The sequence below is a fragment of the Halotia branconii CENA392 genome (assembly GCF_029953635.1).
GTDB lineage: Bacteria > Cyanobacteriota > Cyanobacteriia > Cyanobacteriales > Nostocaceae > Halotia > Halotia branconii.
On the sequence record NZ_CP124544.1, the window covers coordinates 18536 to 38956 of the forward strand.

Annotated in this window: 28 protein-coding genes; 10 read left to right on the top strand and 18 right to left on the bottom strand. The window is 42.3% G+C overall.

Features of this window, described 5'->3' with window-relative positions:
• Positions 1–153 precede the first annotated feature (153 nt).
• Positions 154–1692, bottom strand: coding sequence for a cryptochrome/photolyase family protein (locus QI031_RS30375; RefSeq protein ID WP_281486308.1), 1539 nt, complete (start codon positions 1690–1692; stop codon positions 154–156).
• Between the two features lie 255 nt (positions 1693–1947).
• Here QI031_RS30375 and QI031_RS30380 point away from each other — a divergent pair, with 255 nt between their 5' ends.
• The 4 genes from QI031_RS30380 (at position 1948) to rpaB (ending at position 6049) form a co-directional block, all read left to right on the top strand.
• Positions 1948–3495, top strand: a complete 1548-nt coding sequence (locus QI031_RS30380) for an FAD-binding domain-containing protein (RefSeq protein WP_281486309.1) — start codon at positions 1948–1950, stop codon at positions 3493–3495.
• A gap of 174 nt (positions 3496–3669) precedes the next feature.
• Positions 3670–4539 (top strand): glycosyltransferase, encoded by an 870-nt coding sequence (locus tag QI031_RS30385; RefSeq protein ID WP_281486310.1) that lies wholly within the window; start codon positions 3670–3672, stop codon positions 4537–4539.
• A 7-nt stretch (positions 4540–4546) separates the two neighbouring features.
• Complete coding sequence (locus tag QI031_RS30390; protein WP_281486311.1) at positions 4547–4915, top strand: glycosyltransferase; 369 nt, start codon at positions 4547–4549, stop codon at positions 4913–4915.
• A 399-nt stretch (positions 4916–5314) separates the two neighbouring features.
• On the top strand, positions 5315–6049 hold the full coding sequence (gene rpaB, locus QI031_RS30395) for a response regulator transcription factor RpaB (protein WP_281486421.1): 735 nt from the start codon (positions 5315–5317) through the stop codon (positions 6047–6049).
• Between the two features lie 406 nt (positions 6050–6455).
• Here rpaB and QI031_RS30405 read toward each other — a convergent pair whose 3' ends face one another.
• From QI031_RS30405 to QI031_RS30440, 8 genes are all read right to left on the bottom strand, one after another.
• Positions 6456–7178: a DUF488 family protein, N3 subclade gene (locus tag QI031_RS30405; protein WP_281486313.1), complete on the bottom strand. Its 723-nt coding sequence runs from the start codon at positions 7176–7178 to the stop codon at positions 6456–6458.
• A 1-nt stretch (position 7179) separates the two neighbouring features.
• Complete coding sequence (locus tag QI031_RS30410; protein WP_281486314.1) at positions 7180–7641, bottom strand: DUF1392 family protein; 462 nt, start codon at positions 7639–7641, stop codon at positions 7180–7182.
• Positions 7638–8402 (bottom strand): DNA cytosine methyltransferase, encoded by a 765-nt coding sequence (locus tag QI031_RS30415; protein WP_281486315.1) that lies wholly within the window; start codon positions 8400–8402, stop codon positions 7638–7640. The genes QI031_RS30410 and QI031_RS30415 overlap by 4 nt, the downstream gene beginning before the upstream one ends.
• Complete coding sequence (locus QI031_RS30420; RefSeq protein WP_281486316.1) at positions 8399–8896, bottom strand: ASCH domain-containing protein; 498 nt, start codon at positions 8894–8896, stop codon at positions 8399–8401. The genes QI031_RS30415 and QI031_RS30420 overlap by 4 nt, the downstream gene beginning before the upstream one ends.
• Positions 8893–9234 (bottom strand): hypothetical protein, encoded by a 342-nt coding sequence (locus QI031_RS30425; RefSeq protein WP_281486317.1) that lies wholly within the window; start codon positions 9232–9234, stop codon positions 8893–8895. The genes QI031_RS30420 and QI031_RS30425 overlap by 4 nt, the downstream gene beginning before the upstream one ends.
• Before the next feature lie 14 nt (positions 9235–9248).
• Positions 9249–9446 (bottom strand): hypothetical protein, encoded by a 198-nt coding sequence (locus tag QI031_RS30430; RefSeq protein WP_281486318.1) that lies wholly within the window; start codon positions 9444–9446, stop codon positions 9249–9251.
• A 247-nt stretch (positions 9447–9693) separates the two neighbouring features.
• Positions 9694–10083 carry a DUF3775 domain-containing protein gene (locus tag QI031_RS30435; protein WP_281486319.1) on the bottom strand — a complete coding sequence of 130 codons (390 nt, stop codon included), beginning with the start codon at positions 10081–10083 and terminating at the stop codon, positions 9694–9696.
• A gap of 43 nt (positions 10084–10126) precedes the next feature.
• On the bottom strand, positions 10127–10441 hold the full coding sequence (locus QI031_RS30440; RefSeq protein ID WP_281486320.1) for a hypothetical protein: 315 nt from the start codon (positions 10439–10441) through the stop codon (positions 10127–10129).
• Positions 10442–10551: 110 nt separating this feature from the next.
• Between QI031_RS30440 and QI031_RS30445 the strand changes: the two genes are divergently transcribed.
• Entirely contained in the window at positions 10552–11817 is a 1266-nt protein-coding gene (locus QI031_RS30445) for an IS701 family transposase (RefSeq protein ID WP_281480781.1), read from the top strand.
• Here the strand turns inward: QI031_RS30445 and QI031_RS30450 are convergent.
• Genes QI031_RS30450 through QI031_RS30460 form a run of 3 tightly spaced genes read right to left on the bottom strand, consistent with a single transcriptional unit; the run spans position 11710 to position 14075 of the window.
• Positions 11710–12348, bottom strand: coding sequence for a hypothetical protein (locus tag QI031_RS30450; RefSeq protein ID WP_281486321.1), 639 nt, complete (start codon positions 12346–12348; stop codon positions 11710–11712). The genes QI031_RS30445 and QI031_RS30450 overlap by 108 nt on opposite strands.
• Positions 12349–12357: 9 nt before the next feature.
• Positions 12358–13467, bottom strand: coding sequence for a helix-turn-helix domain-containing protein (locus QI031_RS30455; protein WP_281486322.1), 1110 nt, complete (start codon positions 13465–13467; stop codon positions 12358–12360).
• Positions 13468–13478: 11 nt separating this feature from the next.
• Positions 13479–14075: a GIY-YIG nuclease family protein gene (locus tag QI031_RS30460; RefSeq protein ID WP_281486323.1), complete on the bottom strand. Its 597-nt coding sequence runs from the start codon at positions 14073–14075 to the stop codon at positions 13479–13481.
• Positions 14076–14421: 346 nt separating this feature from the next.
• Here QI031_RS30460 and QI031_RS30465 point away from each other — a divergent pair, with 346 nt between their 5' ends.
• Both QI031_RS30465 and QI031_RS30470 read left to right on the top strand, forming a co-directional pair.
• A complete protein-coding gene (locus QI031_RS30465) occupies positions 14422–14664 on the top strand; it encodes a helix-turn-helix domain-containing protein (protein ID WP_281486324.1) in 243 nt (80 codons plus the stop codon).
• Positions 14665–14715: 51 nt separating this feature from the next.
• Positions 14716–15672 (top strand): RpnC/YadD family protein, encoded by a 957-nt coding sequence (locus QI031_RS30470; RefSeq protein WP_281486325.1) that lies wholly within the window; start codon positions 14716–14718, stop codon positions 15670–15672.
• A gap of 61 nt (positions 15673–15733) precedes the next feature.
• On the opposite strand, the gene QI031_RS30475 is transcribed toward QI031_RS30470, so the two are convergent.
• The 6 genes from QI031_RS30475 to QI031_RS30500 form a co-directional block, all read right to left on the bottom strand.
• Complete coding sequence (locus tag QI031_RS30475; protein ID WP_281486326.1) at positions 15734–16321, bottom strand: MT-A70 family methyltransferase; 588 nt, start codon at positions 16319–16321, stop codon at positions 15734–15736.
• The gene (locus tag QI031_RS30480; protein WP_281486327.1) at positions 16318–16524 is read right to left on the bottom strand and encodes a hypothetical protein; all 207 of its coding nucleotides are present in this window, start codon (positions 16522–16524) and stop codon (positions 16318–16320) included. The genes QI031_RS30475 and QI031_RS30480 overlap by 4 nt, the downstream gene beginning before the upstream one ends.
• Before the next feature lie 205 nt (positions 16525–16729).
• Entirely contained in the window at positions 16730–17026 is a 297-nt protein-coding gene (locus tag QI031_RS30485; protein ID WP_281486328.1) for a VVA0879 family protein, read from the bottom strand.
• 73 nt (positions 17027–17099) lie between these two features.
• Complete coding sequence (locus QI031_RS30490; RefSeq protein ID WP_281486329.1) at positions 17100–17762, bottom strand: hypothetical protein; 663 nt, start codon at positions 17760–17762, stop codon at positions 17100–17102.
• A 43-nt stretch (positions 17763–17805) separates the two neighbouring features.
• Complete coding sequence (locus QI031_RS30495; protein WP_281486330.1) at positions 17806–18084, bottom strand: hypothetical protein; 279 nt, start codon at positions 18082–18084, stop codon at positions 17806–17808.
• 26 nt (positions 18085–18110) lie between these two features.
• Positions 18111–18920 (bottom strand): KilA-N domain-containing protein, encoded by an 810-nt coding sequence (locus tag QI031_RS30500; RefSeq protein WP_281486331.1) that lies wholly within the window; start codon positions 18918–18920, stop codon positions 18111–18113.
• A 21-nt stretch (positions 18921–18941) separates the two neighbouring features.
• Between QI031_RS30500 and QI031_RS30505 the strand changes: the two genes are divergently transcribed.
• From QI031_RS30505 to QI031_RS30515, 3 genes are all read left to right on the top strand, one after another.
• Positions 18942–19103, top strand: coding sequence for a hypothetical protein (locus tag QI031_RS30505; RefSeq protein ID WP_281486332.1), 162 nt, complete (start codon positions 18942–18944; stop codon positions 19101–19103).
• Positions 19104–19105: 2 nt separating this feature from the next.
• Positions 19106–19402 carry a helix-turn-helix domain-containing protein gene (locus QI031_RS30510; protein WP_281486333.1) on the top strand — a complete coding sequence of 99 codons (297 nt, stop codon included), beginning with the start codon at positions 19106–19108 and terminating at the stop codon, positions 19400–19402.
• Positions 19403–19859: 457 nt separating this feature from the next.
• The gene (locus QI031_RS30515; protein ID WP_281486334.1) at positions 19860–20216 is read left to right on the top strand and encodes a hypothetical protein; all 357 of its coding nucleotides are present in this window, start codon (positions 19860–19862) and stop codon (positions 20214–20216) included.
• Positions 20217–20421 lie beyond the last annotated feature (205 nt).

Sequence of the window (20421 nt, forward strand, 5' to 3'; positions counted from 1 at the left end):
GTACTAAGTCACTAAGTCAATAAGCTATGTCTAATGCGATTATTTAAGATGTTCCGACTTGAAACACCTATCATGAACTAACTTTGCTAACAAAACCATTGCAATCAAGCGATTTTTCTGATGATAACGTTAAGCAGTTGATCTGTATTGTTTTCAACTTTGACAAGTGGCTACTTGGATAGTGTGCCAATTAGAAGCTAAAGAACGGATTTTTTGAAGTTCCAATGGAGAAATGCGCTCCAAGTTACGCAAGATTTGAGTCATGCGTGGCTGATTTTTGAGCTTGTCATAATGACGAGCCAGAAAGTCCCAGTAAAAAAAGTTGAAAGGACAAGCATTATCTGTACTGCGCTCACGATGGTTATAAGCACAATTTTTGCAATAGTCACTCATGTTGTTGATGTAGTTAGCAGAAGCTGCGTAAGGTTTAGATGCAATCATTCCACCATCAGCAAACTGCCCCATACCAAGAACATTAGTCTGCATCACCCAATCGTAGCCATCAATAAAAGCGGCATGAAACCAATCTTCAAGTTCTTGGGGAGAAATTCCGGCAATCAAAGCAAAGTTGTTCAATACCATTAAGCGTTGAATATGGTGAGCATAACCGATTTGTTTGACCTGAGTTAAAATTTGGTGCAAACAATTCATCTGTGTATCACCAGTCCAATAAAAAGCAGGCAGTGGATGAGTATGGTTAAACCAGTTACTTGATGGATATTCATTATCTAGGTAAACATAAACACCATGCATATACTCTCGCCAACCAAGTACCTGACGGATAAAGCCTTCGATGCTGTTTAGCTGCGAGTTATTGCTGTTGTCTGAATATGCTTGTTCTACTGCTTGAACAACTTCCAATGGATGAAGTAATCCAAGATTGAGATAAGGAGAAAGCATAGCGTGCCACATGGTCTGCTCTTTTGTTACCATTGCGTCTTGATAAGGACCAAAAGTAGACAGCCGAGTTTCGACAAAAAACTTCAGCACTTGTAGTGCCTGCTGACGTGTGACTCCCCAGAGGAATGGCTCTAAGTGCCAATAATTGTGGCTGTTCTGGAAAGCTTCAGATTGCTTAACGAAGTTGATGACATCTTGTGTAATTGAGTCTGGCTTAAACCATAGGGCTGCTGGGAAAGTTAGCTTACCTTTAGGTGGTTTGCGATTTTGCTTGTCAAAATTCCATTGACCACCAACAGGTTGATTGCCCTCCATAAGAATGTTGAAGCGCTGTCGTCCTTGACGGTAAAAATCTTCCATGATTAAGCGTTTGCGTCCCGCCGCCCATTGTCGGAACTCTTCATCGCTCCAGATAAAGCGATTACTGGGTGTGAAAGTGACTTGAATTTGGAGATTGAGCTTTTGAATTAACTTTTGCATTGGGCGGTCTGTTGGAGTCATGACGCGCAGTTCGGTAATTTGATAGCGCTCAATCCATTCAAGTAAGGGTGTGTTGAAGTCTAGTGCTTGAGTGTATGTAACTGGCCAACCGTGAGATCGAAGTTGGTCGGCAAAGTGACGCATTGCTGACCAGACTAATACCAGTTTTTGCAGATGATAAGGAAGTTGCCCTGCATGAGCAAGAGATTCGATCAAAATCACAGGAGTCTGTTGATGTTGTTGCACACAACCAAGTAATGCTGACTGCTCATGCCAAAGTTGATCTCCAAGAACCCAAACACCAATGGTCATGCTCTTACTTCCTCTGTTACCATGCGTGAGCAACGTGACGAAAAAACGCTGTTTGATTAAGCTTAACGCTATTATTACGAAGCTGTTACAAAGACTACTCCAATCAAAAAGCAGGTAAAATCGGATGTGGCTGAACTTCACATTAGTATAGTTACTAATCAACTGTATATAGTTATACTCTTATTATTTGTTCTTAACTTGGACACAAAAACGATTTATTGGTACAAATGTATTGTAAGCTAAAAAAGTTTAGTTATGCACCTTTTGTGGTTCCGTCGAGATTTGCGGCTAACTGATAACGAAATAGTCGCACTAGCAACCGCTAACGGTGCAGCAGTCTTACCATTGTTCATTATTGATCCTTGGTTTTATACCTGGGTTGATATAGGAAAGGGAAGAGTCAGGTTTTTGTTTGAGTCTTTAGAAAACCTGGACTACAACCTGCGAAAATTAGGTAGTCGGTTATACTTATTTGAAGGCAATTCCACAGACATTGTGCAACAGTTGACCAAACAGTTAATGCAGTTTGGGTATAGACCTAAGCTTTGGTTTAATCGAGATGTACAGGTAGAGTATGGAGTTAGTCGAGACAAAAATGTAATCGATTTCTACAAAGAATTAAAACTTGATTACCACGTTGGATTAAATAACTTTCTACAGTTATCAGAAAATCGCGTTCAATGGTTTAACGAGTATTATAGTTACCAAAGACAACCTCAACATCAAACACTTAAAACCATTAATACACCGGATTTCAACGTTAATGTACCGCAGTTAACGTTTGAAGAACTCAAACACAAATACCATAATTTTTGGGCAATAAAAAAAGTTTACTTTTCCGGAGGAGAAACGCAAGCAATCTCCACATTAGATTCATTTTTGAATAGTAGATATCAAGGATATCACTGGAAGCTGTCACGTCCAATGTTGTCACAAATGGGTGCAACATCACATTTGTCTCCTCATCTGACTTTTGGAACTATTTCTGTTCGTAATGTCTATCAAAAAACTAAAGCCAGAGCAGAAGAACTAAAAAATCAGCCCGCATCAGACTTCTCTTTAAAAGCATTTCGTGACCGTTTGCGTTGGCATGATAGTTTTACACAGCGTCTTTATTTTCATCCAGAAATAGCTTACAAAAACCGTTACCCAGAATTTGATAGTTTATACACACCAGAAGCATTGTCGCCTGCAAAACAAGAATTATACCAAGCTTGGCAACAGGGTATGACAGGTTTTCCACTAATTGATGCAAGTATGCGACAACTTAAAACAATTGGCTGGATGAATTTTCGGATGAGGGCGATGTGTGCCACATTCTTGACTATCAACTGTGGTATTTCGTGGCATCACGGAGCTAAACATTATATGAACTATTTAGTAGATGGCGACTTGGCAATTAATAACTGGCAGTGGCAAATGCAAGCAGGTATAACTAATCCTTTAAGCGATACTTTTAGAATATACAATCCGAACAAAAATATTTCAGAGAAAGACCCAGACGGAAGTTTTATCTATCACTGGATACCGTCACTAAGAGGATACAGCTTACTAGAAATTCTACAAGAAAAATACAAGTGTAATAGTTCTTATACACAACCAATTTTAGACTGGTCAAAAACGCGTAAAGTGAACGGAAAAAAAGTTTCTGATTTACGAAAACAAACAAAAGTGCGACTAATAAGCCTTGGTGGAGATGAATATGAAAGTGCTGTAGTTGCCAAAGACACTGTAGATAAGTACTGGCAACATAAAGATAAGGAATATCAGGAATATCAACAAAAACTGAGCCAGATAGAATAAGAGCGAAGGCTACGCCCACTCTTGGCGGGGAACGCCCAAATCGGCTCCCGATTCGGTAAAATTCATCAATAGAACCGAAGTGAAGCGCAGGGAAAGTAATTGAGTCTTAGTTCACCCACTCCACCTAACCGAAAGCTGAAGATTACGATTATAACATTAGGGTCGAGGGGAGACGTGCAGCCCTACTGTGCGTTGGCTATTGGCTTGAAACGTGCGGGACATCGGGTAACTGTAGCTGCCAACGAAAATTTTGAGTCGTTTGTGAGGCAGTGTGATTTAGAGTTTGCGGCGATCACTCCTAATTTCCAAGAACTATTGCAATCCCAAAAAGGACAACGACTAATTGCAGGAGAAAAAATCAAGCTGGTGAGTGATGAGCTATTTTTTCAACAGTTGCAATCAGCTTGGGAGGCTTGCCAGGGGAGTGACGTAGTTATCTACACGCCGTTGACGAACTGGGGATATCACATAGCCGAGAAATTGGAAGTACCTTGCTTTTTTGCATCAGTTCTGCCAGCGACTCCAACAGGAATGTTCCCATTTTTGAGATTCGCCCGAACAACAAATAATCCACTCAAGAAAGTGATTAACTATGCCAGCTATTTACTAGTGGAGTTTTTGTACTGGCAAAAATATCGAGAACAAATTAATCAGTTTAGAACCGAAACGTTGAAATTGCCCCCGTTACCATATATGGGCAGACGTTTGAGACGCAACTCCCCGGCTAATGTATCACGAGTTCCTGTATTGTATGGGTTCAGTTCTCATGTAATTCCAAGACCTAAGGACTGGCCAGCATGGGTGTATGTAACTGGATACTGGTTTATTGACCTTGCAGAAAAATATGAAGACGAAGCTCCTGACGAACTGCTGGATTTTCTTGGCTTTAAGGTAAAACCTCTGTGCTTTGGATTCGGCAGTATGACGATGCCCAATCCAGAATATTTGACATACTATATATATTGTGGAAGCTTTAAAGAAAACACATCAGGGCGGGGTTATATTGTCAGGCTGGGGAAAGGTTGGCAGGATAGTCAACGTTAAAGATTCGATGCGCGTGTGTGTAGTTAAAGACGTTCCCCATGATTGGCTGCTGCCGCAAGTATCAGCAATGATTCATCATGGAGGTGCAAGCACAACGGCGGCGGTTTTACGTGCAGGGATACCCTCAATCGTCGTACCCTTCTTTGCAGATCAGCCAATTTGGGGTGAAAAGCTAACCCGACTGGGAGTAAGCCCTACGCCCATACCGTACAAGAAAGTGTCAGAAAAAACTTTAGCACAAGCAATTCAAGTAGTGCTAGGTGATGAGGTGATGCGGTCGAAAGCGCAAGAGTTAGGTGATAAGATTAGGCGTGAAGATGGTGTAGCAAATGCAGTTGAGGCATTTCACCGTCATCTTGGGATTATCTCTACCTAAGAATTTTGACTAACTTTCGGTCGGCAAGTTCTCATTGCGAGCAACGAGCGATCGCCCTATAAAATCACAGAAAGAAAAGTTTTTTGTGATTTTGCGTAAAGCACAGAATTTAAGGTGAATAGTATTACATACCGAACCCACTATATGTAAACCAGGGACAACAGCGTAAAAGTCCCTTATATAAACTTTACTACTCAAAGCTGCTTTAGAATTGTCCTAGAGCAGCTTTTGATTGTTCGTCTTTAGCCAGCCTGAATTTCTGATGATGAGAAATCAGGGCTAGGTGTGTGGGCATTAGTTGATCTGTAAAAATATGTTTCAGCAAGAGGTTGAAGATTGACTTGCTCGAACATGATAGTGATGATTCAGAGTTATCGCTCTAGAGGAGGATTGAGAAACTTGGAAAGTCACCAAGAAAAAATCCTGGTGGTAGACGACGAAGCAAGCATTCGCCGGATTTTAGAAACGCGCCTTTCCATGATTGGCTACGACGTAGTGACGGCTGGCGACGGGGAAGAAGCTTTGGACACTTTTCGCAAAGTTGAACCTGACTTAGTAGTTTTAGATGTGATGATGCCCAAGCTAGATGGCTATGGTGTGTGCCAAGAATTACGCAAAGAATCTGATGTGCCAATTATTATGCTAACAGCGTTGGCAGATGTAGCAGATCGGATCACTGGGCTGGAATTGGGGGCTGATGACTATATGGCGAAACCATTCTCTCCTAAAGAGTTGGAGTCAAGGATTCGCTCGGTGCTGCGACGCAGAAGTTATAGAACAAGCACTGCTGTGATTTCTAGTTTGGGAGTGATTGAAGTAGACGATCTCAAAATTGATACGAATAAGCGGCAAGTCTACAAAACAGGTGTGCGGATTCGATTAACGGGCGTAGAGTATAGCTTGCTAGAGTTATTGATGAGTCACTCTGGAAAATCTTTTTCCCGTGGAGAAATATTGCAGCAAGTGTGGGGTTACAACGCAGGACAACACGCAGATACTCGTGTGGTGGATGTGCATATTTCTCGATTAAGGGGAAAGCTAGAAGATGACCCGGAAAATCCAGAGTTAATTATTACGGCTAGAGGAGCAGGTTATCTTTTTCAACGAATTATTGAACCAAAGCATGAGCTATGAAACTATCAAATGTCCTCCCTTAAAGTTGATACTGTGCTTTGTATCAACGGCAGCGTCCTAATCGTCTTTTATACGCCTGGACAATGCTGGCAGTTCCGTATTGTCAGCCGCACAGGTGGCATATTCGGGGAACAAAAGATATACTACACGGCTGATGCGGCGTTACAGGCGGGGTTGGATTGGCTCAAGGATGAAGGGTGATGAGTGCGTGGATGCTCCAGCAGTCCTTGATCTGAATGTGTTCCACCATTAGTCTTTCAATTCTGCATACGCAAAAAGCTGAAATACCGAATTTGTGCTGCTGCAAAACAACTCGCACTCCAAGCGATCGCAGCATTGACGTGATGCAATTCAGTTTTCACTTTAACGAAATTGAGAGTGGCGTGGGACGAAAAACCCTTATTTATCAAAGCTTATATCTGCTTTGAGCTTCTACTTGGTGGGACGAAGTGAATACCATGCGGTTGCTTATTGTCTCTACTTTTGTACTCGCATTTGGATTGGAGATTGAGGGGACAAGACGTTCTCGATAGAACTCCTGCCGCAATCCCGACAGCACCCCCAGCAATCCCAACTCTGACCAAACGCCCAAACTTTCACCGCGTAGAGAAACCCGATAATACCCACAGTCTAAGCGATCGCAAACAACGGGACAGCCGGACTGGTGGCATTTCTCAATGAGGTTCAAAATTCTTGATGGATATGTAGCGTTCGGAGAGAATTTGCCACCGGGGATGATTTTCAACTGTGGCTTTTGAGCAGCACCGATTTCTCCACCCCAATATTCTGGCAAATACGCTTGTACAATTTCTTCACCCACTTGATGGCGATGGCAAAAATCCCCAGTCTTCTCGTAGCAGCACAGGGTAATATCTGCACTCGATTCCCGCTGCTTTTGCACCCACAAATCAATCAGCTGCTGCCGGGATAGCAGTATCTCGTGAAACTGGCGCTTGTATTTCTGCTGCGCGGCCGCATCTTTGGCTGATGATTTCCACCACTTCAGTAATTCGGGAGTCGGGGCGAATAATGGTAAGTGCTTGCCTTTCCAGTTCTTGGGGGGATAAAGGGAGATAGAGACTGCTTCTCCTTTGATAATGCCACTATAATACGAAGTGTAGATAGTCATGCTACACCCTCGCTAGGTCGGTATCTGTTACCCAAGCTCTGCGGTCGCCTGATGTAATTAGCTTGCCATCGCATTCGCACAGTTCTGGAGATACCCACTCGACGGTATAAGTCCAGAAATCCTCGATCTGATGGATACCTTGAACAATACGGAGCTTGCTGATATCTCTGTTGCAGCGAAATACTACTTTCTTGCCCAGTGCAAAGACGGGCTTGTCTATGGCTGGTTGTAGTTTTCCTGTGCCAATGAGTTGGTTTACTGATGTATAAACCACTTCATTGTCAAGCGCAACAGCATAGTTCCAATCATCTTGCAGCCACTCGACACCACAGCAATATCCGAACGAGTTGCTGGTAGTGACGTAGACTCGCTCTAGTAGATTGATGGTCAGTGGCGGCATTTGTTTACCCCAAGGTGGGGAGAGATACCAGCAGTTTTCTAGGGTGTTGATAAGTTGAGTCATGCAACTGCCTCCTGATTTGACAACAAACTGCACAAATAATCAATTCGTTTCCACGCCACAGCTGCTTGCCTGGGCGAACAACTTAATCCGTAAGCGCGACGAGCATCGTAATTGCCAGGGATGCCCTTTCGCACTCCAACGGGAACCCCATGAGCCACCGTAAGAACTCCGGGTTGATAGCTTCGGACTTCGTGAGACTCCCGTATTGACGCAGTTTGATTTCTAACTTGGTCTGCCCAGGGGGACGGGATGACTTTGTTGAATAAGCCATTGGGGTAGGCAATAATAAAGACGCGCTTTCTCTCGTGTGGCAAGCCAACGCAGTATGCGGGTATAGTTTCCCATTCACATACATACCCGATTTGGGAAAGGTCTTCGAGAACTGTTGCCATTCCTCTAGCGAGTAGACCTGTTGGGTTTTCGATCTCGACGATCGCGGGTCTACACTCTTGGATAATCCTGAATTGTTCTGCCCAAAGTGCGGATCTGTGGTCAGCAAGTCCTTGTCGGTTGCCGGAGTTACTTGTACCGCTGCAAGGGAAACCGCCACACACGATGTCGAATTGTCCCCGATTGCAGTGGTAATTGGTGACATCTGCGTGGATTGGGATTTGTGGTTGTTCATAGCGAAGTCGTGATTGGGAGTAGGGGGAGATTTCGACAAATTGCTGGACTTGGAACTTGTGTGACAGACCAGCCGCAGCGATACCGTGGTGGCATAGTCCGCCAATGCCGGAGAAAAGTGAGAGGACGGATTTCATAGGGCGTTCTCCTTTGGAGTTGCCGCAGGCATCGCCTCCAGTTTTTCTTCTGGCAACTCAATTTCGGTATCAAATAGCCCCTGTCTGCCAGTAACTTGAATCGGAGGCATGATTCGCCTGATGTTCTCTAATTTCCAAGCGAACCTGTCAACAGTCCAATCACCACAATCAATCTCAGTTTCCGGTTGCGCGCTAATGAATGCTGAGGTCATACGTATGCAGTCGGTCAAATCAGCCAGGGCAACTGCACACCCGAAAGATAAATCGTCCCATTCCAGCCAGTTGTCAGTTTCAGCTAGTTGGATCTGGTAAGTGTAGAAAATGCTGGCGTAAATCTGTTGTTGTTGTATGCTGGTCTTTTTGGCGGCACAGATTAGCAACGGGCCTCTGTAGCTTGTAGCCCAGGAGCGAGTTTCGTATTTCTTCAGTCCCATTGGGATAAGAGAAGCCCAGGGCTGATGAAGGCTAATGGCTTTGATGGTTGTGTTAGTCATGCAGATAATTCCTCGTCTATCTTGTCTAATGATGGATATGGCAAGCCAGCTTCGGTAAATACAATTTCGGGGATTTCGTAGTAGTGAGGATCTGCTTTTAAGCTTCTGACTTCTCCAAATTCAAGTCCTTCATCACAGTCAGAATAAAGTTTGGTGTGCTTATAGATTGCTTCTACAAATTTGCTGCAATCCATACACCAATAACAGTCGCTAACTTCACCATCCCAATCACCAAATAAATACTCCATTTGTGTGCCAGGGGGGAATTTTTGAGCGCAACCCCAACAGCGATGAGGTTTTCTAATTTTTCGGACTGATTGACGAATGATTCTACACATTAGTTTTTTATCCTTCAAAATAAACTCAGTTGCTTCGGTTTAAACTCTGTTTTTGGTTCCCCATATTCCACCAACAGTTGTTCTAATTCCTGTTGCGCCCATGTTTTAGCTTCTTGCTTCCAAGGCATTGATAGGTGCATCCTCAAAGCTTTAATTTGCTCTTGTGGGGTAGGGATATAGGAAGTAGCAGTATTGAGCTTATAGGATTTCATTTTATTTTGTGTAGTTTTGCTTTTGATACGAATGCTCCAATTTGTTAGTTATTAGTTCAGCTTTCTTCATGAATGTTGTGATTCAGTATTGGATCTCTACTGAAAATAAAACATTTAACATCTATCTGCCGGCGAGACAAAATATATTCCTTAAAAGTCAGGAATTATTGAATGTGGTGTATCAGCATAAGGACATTACTCTTAAAACTTATAAAAGCGGGGGAAGCGCCATACTTCCTCCATTTTTCTATTGATTAATTCCTGGAAGATTTAGCTTTTGCAATCCATTTCGTAAATATTTAGCTAATAGAGATTTTTCGAGTAGATAATGTGCTTCCATTCCTTGGGCTTCTTTCACTAAATCAGGAAAATCTGATGGTTGTTCGCCAGAATGTCCTCGTCCAAGTAACATTAACGCAATTAATTCTGCTTTTTCTTCCGCAGAAAGCTGATTAACATATTCGTACAATGTGTTTAAAGGAGTGTTTGGGGTTCGGCGTTCAATTAGAAATTCGACTAGTTCTTTAGCTTGTGTTTTAGAATCAGCTATTTCTTCCGATGTAAAATCTTTTGAGCAGTAAGCTAATTCAGCTAGTTCAATAATTTTTTGTACTTGATCGACTTTTAGAAAGTTCATGTTTTACTCCTTTTGCAGTTTGGATTTAAGCAATAGTTAAGTTTTAGTCAACGCCGGATTGTGCAGTTGATTTTTGTGAGAGCCATTCTTTTGCGATTGCCTTAGCATCAAATTCAGGACGTGGAACTTTGTAGCCGCTAATCTCATCAAAAATGGAGACAGGAGAACGCCAGTTAGATTTATTTTTGATTGCAAACTGAAACTTAGTCAAAAACTGTTGTTTAGTTTCTAATTCCATTGCCAGGAAGTAGTTCAAGCGCCCTAAGTCAATTTTCCAGCCGTACCGAGCAAAGGTATTTGTATAGGCTTGTTCTTCTGGTACATTCTGACCAGTAGAACGCAAATTCAAGGTTTCCAATACCCGACGGATTTCAGGCGACTTTGTGGATAACGGGACTTAGGCAAAAAAAGAGAATAAAAAAGGCTATAATGCAGAATTAGCATAGGTTTTACGTCAAACTAACCCCCATGAAAGAGACAACTCCCACAGCTATGCCCCCATGCTTTGAAAAATGGTGTCAAAGGTTTGACGATGTATTTGGTCATAAAGCGCAAAAAAGGGAGTTTAGACATTATTTAGGGGGGTTGTTAGGAGAAAGCGAACGGAAAAACTTGTTCCAGCTCGCAGAAAATGCCGTAGGAGTAAATTACCACCGATTACACCACTTTTTGACAGATTCCCCTTGGTCGGCCACAAAGGTGAATGAACGACGCTTAGAGGTAATGAACAAGTGTAGTCAGACTAAAATCAGTAGGGGATTTAGCTTGATAATTGATGATTCAGGGCATAGGAAAAGTGGTAACTTTACCGAAGGTGTGGGAAGACAATATATCGGAGAAATTGGCAAGACAGATAATGGAATAGTGGTGGTAACAACTCATTTATATGATGGGAGAAAAAGCCTACCATTAGATATAGAGTTATATCAACACGCTGATTCATTACCCGAAGGAAAACAAGACCCTCTATTTGAGAAAAAAACAGAGATAGCAATTAAGTTAATAGACCAAACAAGAGAGCGAGGATATCAACCAGGAATAGTGATTGTAGATGCCGGATATGGTAACAATACATCATTCCTATTAGAACTAGAAAATCGCAAATTAAAGTATTTAGGAGGAATAGCCAAAAATCGGAAAGTCACAATTAGTGAGCAAGAGAATAATCAACGAACAATTAGGATAGATGAGTTAGCAAAGTCTATACCCCAAGAGGCTTTTAGCGAAACTCAACTCAATTTAGATAAACCTAGAAAAGTATGGGTAGCAACTTTTGAAGTAGAGATATCACGTCTGGAAGGTAAACGAAGTATAGCTATCGTCATGAATGCTGCTACTTTTTCTGATGCCACAGATATCGACTACTTTATTACCAATGTTTCTACATCTGTTGTAACTTCAGAATGGATAGTAAACACCTATTCTCAACGCAATTGGGTAGAGGTCTTTTATAGAGAAGCCAAGGGTTTTTTAGGATTGAAAGAATATCAAGTCCGAGATAAAACCAGTCTCATGCGACATTTTATCTTGGTATTTTGTGCCTATACTTTTGTCCTTTGGCATCAGTTGACTGGTGGTTTTAGACGTAGGTGGGCAACTAAACCGTTGAACACTTTTACTGAGGCTTTAGAAGCCTTTAGAACTGCTATTTCTTTCCGATTTATTGAGTGGTTGACTGTTAATCGTGACGTATTTGCCGCTCATAAAGCCAGTTTCGGCTTTATTTGGGCTTGATTTTTCCTTAAGTCCCGATAAGTCGATGGGCTGTGTTAATTTGTGTTCTTCAATCACCTCTGGTTCAGACTGGTTCAAACGTGCAGGAGGTAGAAATTTCATGCTTGTGGGTGATTGGCAGTAAACGGTAGTAAACTGTTTTTCCAATTTGCTCAACTGCCATTCTTCAGCCAGTGCCACAGATTGCAGTCCACCGATAGCTGCAAGAGCGATATGAGCGCTTTCAGTCAGCGGCTTAAGGATTTCTTGTTGCCATTGGTCGTTGGAGGTTTTAGCAGCAGCAATAATTATTCGCCAGTCTGCGATCGCTTGGACTTCGTTGTTAGTTTTTGCAAATTCTACTAGCTTTTTGGCATTGGGGAAGAAGTCAAGTTCAATGATTGCTTGTTTGACGGCGAGTGTAAATTGCTCATCGTCAAGATGCTGGTTGAGATATTCTGACCAAATAGCAACAGCGCTTGGGGATAACTCGCGGTTGAAGTGAGTTTGTAGTAGTGCAATGCCTTTTTCAAACTTAGCTTGTGTGATCATGATTTGCTCCTAAAGTTCAAATTTTGTATTAGCGGCTTGTCTGATGCGGTTCAATTGCTCCTGTTGGTTGACGACACTGGCAAAATTCGCCGTCTGGCCTGTGTGACGTTGTTGCTGCCATTCGACGACCCATGCAACAAGTTTCTGCCAGTGCCGTGGGTCAGTTTCGCATTTGTTAATCACGTTGAAACCAAGAGCGATGGTTGGTTCTTGCCCTTTACGGCAGTTTTGTTTAGCGACATAAATTGCAAATTCGCCCGATATATCATTGCCACCGGTGAGGATAAAGCCACTCTTGCGGTAAGTCCGAATGTATGGAGCAATCTCCAATGCCGCCCAGTCACGTAGTTCTGGCTGTTTGAGCTTGATGCCATCAGCGTCAAGCTGTTGGTATTTCTGAAGTTTGGCAACCTGACTCGAAGAAAGCTGTTGATTGGCCACCGCAGGTAAATCAGTAATGTTCAATTGTTCGTGATTATCGAACGACCCCGGAATTATTGACCCACATGAGGATTTATCGGTTTGGTGCAAAGACTCTGAATTTTTTGACAACGAAGTGAGTTGTTGTGATTGGGATAACCTGCGTGTTGGCTGTTGGGTTAGTAGGGTCTGCTCTCGTTCGTCTAGATTCTCTTGGTCAAGATTGAAATTGAGTTGAGGGTGGGGGGAGTCTTCTTCTCTTTGTTCTTTTATTCTTTGTTTTTTTTCATATTGTTCTTCTATATAAGGGGTGGATGACCCACCTATGGACGACCCACCTATGGATGACCCACCTATGGATGACCCACCTGTGGGTTGATGGTTTTCCCTAAATAACCTTGTATCTTCTTTGTTTGTAAAGATGTAATATTGCCAGTCAAATGTGCCATTTTCCGAGTTGTTATCTCGAACTCTAACTAAATAATCATTTTGTTCAGCATTTTTGATGGCACTACGAATTTTATCTCGTTTATACCCTAGACATTTCTCGATTATCGCAAAACTAATGTCAAAGTTTTCATCGTGAGAAGCTACCCAACAGATTAATCGAAATGTTGAGTCAGTGAGACTATAGTCACGAATTAAACTGTTTGGAATTGGAGTAAATTGCCGCGAAGGCTTGCCGTTACGAAATCCCATGATTATTATCCTCAGTTTTTGATAATTTCGGATATATCTAAATCATTTAAAATAAACCATTCTGTATTTTCTTTTAATCTTTTATTTGCATATCTAAAATGTAATGTTCTTTCGATATCTAATGCTTGCGTAGTAACACAAGGGATTAAGTGCTTAATTTCTAAGTCATAAGGGCAGCCAGTAGCGACACTCTTAATGCGTTTATTAATATTTGAAGTGTGCCCTATCTTATAGAAATTACTACCTTTAGCCCAGATAATATAAACAACATGTTGCTGTTCATAAGGGCTGATATCTTCGTCGTAATCAAATGTCATCATACATGTAGGGCGATATCCCCACATTCTTGAACTAATCTGCTGAAATACTTCTGCTTTGACTCCTAGCCAAAAATAAGCAAATACTCTGTAATCGCCTCTACCATCGCAATATTCATGGTCTATATAACGTTCTATTTGGACAGCATCACAAGAAGAAGCCAACTCAGACAAGAAGTTGAACTCTGATTCTGAGCCATCGTAGACAACTTGGATTAAATATCTATATTTTTGTCCTTTATTAGTATCATTGTTTACTTTTATTGAGCTAGGATTTTCTGATGTTCTCATTTTTGTACCTTCTAAAAAAATGAACTATCTGACTTGTTAGAGTTTGATGTTGAGTTATTTTGGGAAGTATCATTGAATTGTATTGACTTACCCTCTAATAATGCTCCGCCGGTAACTCGGGCCAGTTTCGGATAGTAAGCAACAGGATTGCCAAGGTCTTCTAAAAAATCTGTCAATCTCATGAAATTCTCCCAACAAAACTAATGATGGTATTGCCATTCGAGGCTAAGATGAGTGTCTTTTACATCCCTTTTACTATAACTTATCACGTTATACATTATAAACTAACACGTTATAAGTTATATTGAAAGTGGCACTTGAGACGTTATATGAATAAGGAGTGGTTATGGTGCAAACTTTGATGAAAGTGGTTCGGGAAACAATACTTGAAATACCAGGACTAGGGAAGCGGATAAAACAAGCAAGAGAAAATGACCCACGTTCGTTGAAGGAGATTGCTGCTGCTGCGAATATGTCTCCCATGAACTGGTATCGGATTGAGTCCGAGGAACAGGCATTACCAGAACCAACGTTGCGTAAAATTGAGGAAGTTCTTGGTGTGGACTTTGAGGTACAGTTTGATGATTGAGCTTGTTATGGAGGAGCGATTGCTGTCATTAAAACCTCTAGATTTTTTACCATGACCAGCAATACCCCGCAAACCGAATACGATTCACCTTGGAAGCAAATACTACAGTTGTATTTCCAAGACTTCATGCTGTTTTTCTTTCCCCAAGCCCATGCTCAAATTGATTGGAGTCGTGGGTTTGAATTTTTGGATAAAGAACTCGCTCAGGTAGTCCGAGATGCTGAACTAGGACGGCGACTTGCTGATAAATTGGTGAAAGTCTATCGCACTGGGGGCGAAGAATCCTGGATACTTGCTCATATTGAGGTGCAGTCCCAAGAAGAAACTGATTTCCCCAGACGCATGTTTGTATACAATTACAGGATATTTGACCGATATAATCGCTCTGTTGCATCATTGGCGGTACTTGGGGATGAAAATACAAGCTGGCGGCCATCGCATTTTGGTTACGAGTTGTTTGGGTGTAAAGTTGACTTTCAATTTCCTATAATCAAACTGATAGACTACAAGCAGCGACAGTCCGAGCTAGAAGCCAACCGCAACCCGTTTGCTACAGTAGTAATGGCGCATTTAGCGGCAGTACAAACCCGTAGCGATAGGTCGCAACGCAAGCAACAGAAACTGGCCTTAGTGCGTCGGTTGTATGAGCAGGGTTTAGGGCGAGAAGATATCATTAACTTATTCGGGTTCATCGACTGGGTGATGACTCTACCAGCCCAATTAGAGGCAGAGTTTTGGCAAGAATATCGTGATTTTGAGGCATCTAAAAGTATGCAGTATGTAACTTCTGTGGAACGCAATGGTATTCGCCAGGGATTGTTAAAAGGCATAGCTTTGGGGTTGAAACTCAAATTTGGCTCCCCTGGTCAAGACTTATTATCTGAAATCGAGCAAATTGAGGATGTTAGTTTACTGGAATCAATCTTAGAAGCAATAGATACAGCTAATACTGTTGATGAATTGCGCTCTTTTTATGAATCAGCAAACGACACCCAGCAAGAAAATTAACGTTGTTTGATATTCGATTTTCAAGGTTCAGTTCGCGTTCAGTGCTTAAAGCTGCTTGCACTTAGGCACTCAAGTAAACATCGTCACCAGCATCAAAGATACCCGCTTCATCTCCCCAACAGTCCCAGCCTTCTCTTGATTCCCGTGCGAACATCTCCAGCTTGGACATGTTTGGGCATAGTTTTTCAACCAGTTGGTTAAATTGTTCAGGTTTGCGCGAATGCTCCCGCCGACGTGCGCGTAAAACTGTCGATTCGTTGGTGAGCGATCGCCCCGCAAAAGCTTTAACATCACCCCGCACAGCTAAAGCGCAATGTTCAGTGCAATTGCGAAGCCAGTGTCCAGTGCCGATATGTGGAGTCCCGGCTTTGGTTACTTTCTCCCAAGTCAAGATAGTTTTCAGGTTAAAACCCCACTGCTGCAAGCATTGTGCCGCTTCTATCATGTGGTTGTTGGTGAACCACAGCCACAGAACACAGCCAGCAGGGTCGCACAATTCGGGAATAGGCAGCGCTAGGATTTCCTCTATCTTCATCGGCTGGTAAGGAATGCGGTTTCTGTGGGTTTTATCGTTGGAGCGCAGTCTGTAGAACCAGGGTGGGTCGATGGCGATGCACTGATATTGTCCTTGTAGTGTTGTAAGTCTCATGCAGCTTCTTCCTGTTGATCTTTGATAATCTTGGCGCTGATAGATTCAAAGTCTGCTTGAAATATATTCATGTCAAAATGCATTTCACCACTGTTGTAGCGGTCAACAATGTGTTGTCTGATTTCTGGCTCTGATAATCCATCAGGGATATGGATATGAGCTTCACTGGTAAGTTTTTCTACTACTGTGACTATGGCTTTCATGTATCCTCTGTTTCACAACATTCACATTCAAGTTCTTCAAATTCTTCAATCGCATATAGCGCCATTACGACGCAAGCTCTTTCCTATGGATGAGTAGCGGATTGCATTCGATAAGATTCAGGTACTACATAGCCTTGAATTGCGTAGAATTTCTTTGCTAGTTTTTCGATAAGTGCATCTTTTTGAAAAAAACCAAGCTCCATGTTTACTTCCCAAATTCAAAAACCTTTTTATCATCAACTTCTATAGGATTAATATTGATTAATCCACCACCTGCATAATTGCAGGGAATCTTGCGTTTATCTTTGTCATCAAAAGCTTCTTTATGAACTGGAAGCCATCGTCCCACGCAAGAGAAGCCAACAGCAGAAGATGGAGCGCCAGCTTTTTTATAGTCTTGAACCGTAGCAATATGTCCGCAGTTTGGACACTTGAACTTCCATTGCATCATGTCTTTGCCAAATAATTTTTGTCCTTGAGCCAGCCATTCTTCTCTAGTCATCTTTTTTTTCCAAATTATGGTTTTACTTGTCAGAATCTAAAGAGCGATCATTTTCAACCATAGGCGATCGCTTTTATTTCCAAGGTGTAAAATTATTCCACTGGAACCAACTTGATCCCGATTCGGGATATGCATCTGCACTGTGAGCTTCCAGGGGATTACCCCAGTAACAGCAAGCGTTAATCGCAAAGGTAGGCTGTTCTCTTTCTGTGCCGTCTTGCAAAAGTAGCATTGAGATATGGTCGTCTACCCAAATTTCCACCCACTCACCCCGCAAGTATTCACTGTAGAAATCGCTCCACCTGCATAAATCCCAGCGATCGCAATTATCTTTGTCGTAGCGCCACACTTTGAAGACTTGGTTCCAGTGCGCTAGGAAATCTAGCGCCGCAGGTTTGGACTGCATAAGAATGTCTTTATCCCCTGGTACAAGCGTTAACTCCTCGTATAGCCTGGGTAATTGGGCAGTGATGCCACCATACTCAACGGTGTACCATTCGATACCGCTTATATTCTGCTCAAGTTGTGATGCCCAAACACCCTCGCGTTTTGTGGCAGTTTCCTTGGCTTTTTGTAGGAACATATCACAGCGCAACACGCCTTCTACTGGGGACAATCCGCCGTGTACCATGTGATTTTGAAGAACTGGGTCGTATGCTGATTCCCAACCAGCTTGGTTGATTGCGTCTATTTGTTGGGCGATTTCTGCGGCTCTTGGATCTTGGAATTTAGTCATGATTATATAACCTTGAGCTTTGGTATAAATTGTGGTGCGATAATTAAGTCTCTTCTGACATCTGCTCCCAGTACTGAGCAACAAAATCATGGGCTTGTTGCAATATTTGGGGGAGCAAGAATAACGGAATTTCCCAAGCGGCAATTACACTACCAGCGAAACATTCTGCAAGTTCAACTCGAATGCATTCCGGTAAACTACTGTGGAGAAATTTAAGTGAATGATCTTCGTTATCTGGTAATGACACGAAAAAATAATCATCGTGCATAATGTGAGCAACAAGTCCGTATCTTTCTGCTAGAACTTTTCGTAAGCTGTTCATAATCTGGTTTGCTGGTATGTAGGGAATTATTGACAAATCACTTGAACTATTTCGGGCAACCATCTCAGCTGAAACACAGTCTGGTTTGACCCCCGTGCAACAGCTGACACCATGCGCCCCCACTGCTTACCTGATTCTGTAGGGCGATACGGCAGTTTGCGATCATCAGTTTTGTACTGAAGTCCGGCGTTAATCAACCACCTGTTAACCGCGATCGCACTTTTCCCTATCGCTTCCCCAATTTGTGTCGGGTTGAGATAAGCATCATCGGAGGGGTCAGTGCAAGCGATCGCCGTTTTGAGTTCATCAGCAGCAGGTTTAAGGGCAGGATTAACAGATGTAGCGGCGTTGACTGCTAACTGTGCGGTGAGGGATTTTTCTAGCCCTGCAAATTCTCCTACCAGCAGGGCTAACTGTGCGGCTTCGTGGGATGGGGCTAAGGCTTTGGACGTGTCCTGTGGTTCTTGTATTGGCTGTTGCTCTACTTGAGTTGACAGCATCACCTTTAACAGTGTTCTGTTTGCCCAAATGCGAAAGGGAATAGATACCCACCGTGCTAAATCGATAGCTATTTCTAAATGTGTCCAAGTAGCTTGTTCATTTCCATGCCCTTTCACTTCTATTACCAATAACGATATGGGAATCCCCATATCGTTCTCAAGAGCTTGCAGATACTCCTTTGTGGATTTCAGGCGTGTGTAATCGGCTAATAACTTCCCGTTGGCTCTAGCCATCTGAGATGCATTAACATACCCCTTGGGTATCGTATATTTGCCTATTTGCCCATCCTGGAGCATTTGATTGATTTCTGAATCCCGCCAAAAGTGTGTCAGCATTATAAATAAGCTCACTTTATTGTGACTAAATCTAATCAAGTTGAGCAGAGCGATCGCGTTGCTTCCCGGCGGGCGATCGCTTTTAATGTGCCTTGGTGTAGCCTTATGGTTGACACCAGTATCTTAATACAACTACTATTATCATGTCAACTGGTCAGCGTAATACTGGAAAAATTAGAATAAAGATGAATGTTCAAGTAGATGTTACACCAATAGCTGCTTTTAAGTGGCACGAAGAAAATGCTCAAAAACTGAGAAAGCTTAGAGATGATGCTGGGCTAAGTAGAAAAGCGCTATCAGAAGCTGTAGGCGTGTCTGTCGCTTACATTCAACAGTTAGAATCACCTCATTTATTTATAAATAAACCAAAAAAGCCAAAAGAAATGACTGTTAGTGCTGAAGTTCTAGAAAAACTTTGTGCCGTTTTGAACGGAAAAATAACTTCATTAATTTGGGATATAGACTGTATATCTGATTCATAAATTACTGCGCTTACCCACAAAAAGCGCTTGACATTTACTGGTATGCGTAATAATATATTAATCATAAGGGAGGAAACAAGCGCCAGCCTCCCAGAAAAATATAGAGGCGCTTCAATACTGAACCTTGAAAGAAACGGAACAGAAGCAAAACCCCCCAGGTAGTGAGAGTAGTGGATAGTCAAAGCTGCTAACGCGAGGTAAGGGGTAGAGTGGTTCTTAATAAAAAGTTCCCGCAGAAGTACGACAGTCGCTTTTAACGCCAATTAGCACTGACTGTCGCCTGATCCCTAAGATACGCTGCTGCGGGAAGCTCCGGTCACTGGCTAGGAGTAAGAGAAGCTGCGCTTAGATGATTGAAAAGTGTTTGGCTGCACAACGTTATCGCGTTTGTGGCGTTTCTATCACTGGAATTAAGGGCTACGCCCAAGTTCGATGAGAATGTATTGGAATCAGACAAATGAATTTAAAAATCGTGACTTTTGCTTCACTGCTATTGGTTGCTAATCTTTCAGCAGCAAATGCACAGAAAACAAGAATCGCTTATGAGATGACTGCTACTTCTTGTAATCAAAAAATGCTTGATGAAGTCAGAAAAAATAGTGCGCCTGACAATAATCGTTTGGCAAGCGAAGTTATCAAGAGTGTACCTCAACATAGTACGATCCGGTTAAATTCCAATGAACGATACATCTGCGGTTATACTTGGGTTTCTATAGTCACAGGCGAGAAAGTAGCGCGTATTGATAAAACTCAGTCTCGCAATGCATATAGGGCTTTTCGTGTGATTACTATTCCTATTAAAAACCAGAACTAATCACGGAAAGTTCAAGTTCGTGCAGCGTAGTTTATCCAAATCTAAGAAAAGCTGCGCTTAAATTCTTTGAGAGTGTTGTGGTCAACCACAACCATGTCCAAATCAAAAGGCGATCGCCCGTCTGACAAACAATGCGATCGCCTTTATAACCCTATTAGGTAATTGAATTATGCCACAAACAGCAATAACTGTAACCCCTTGCATC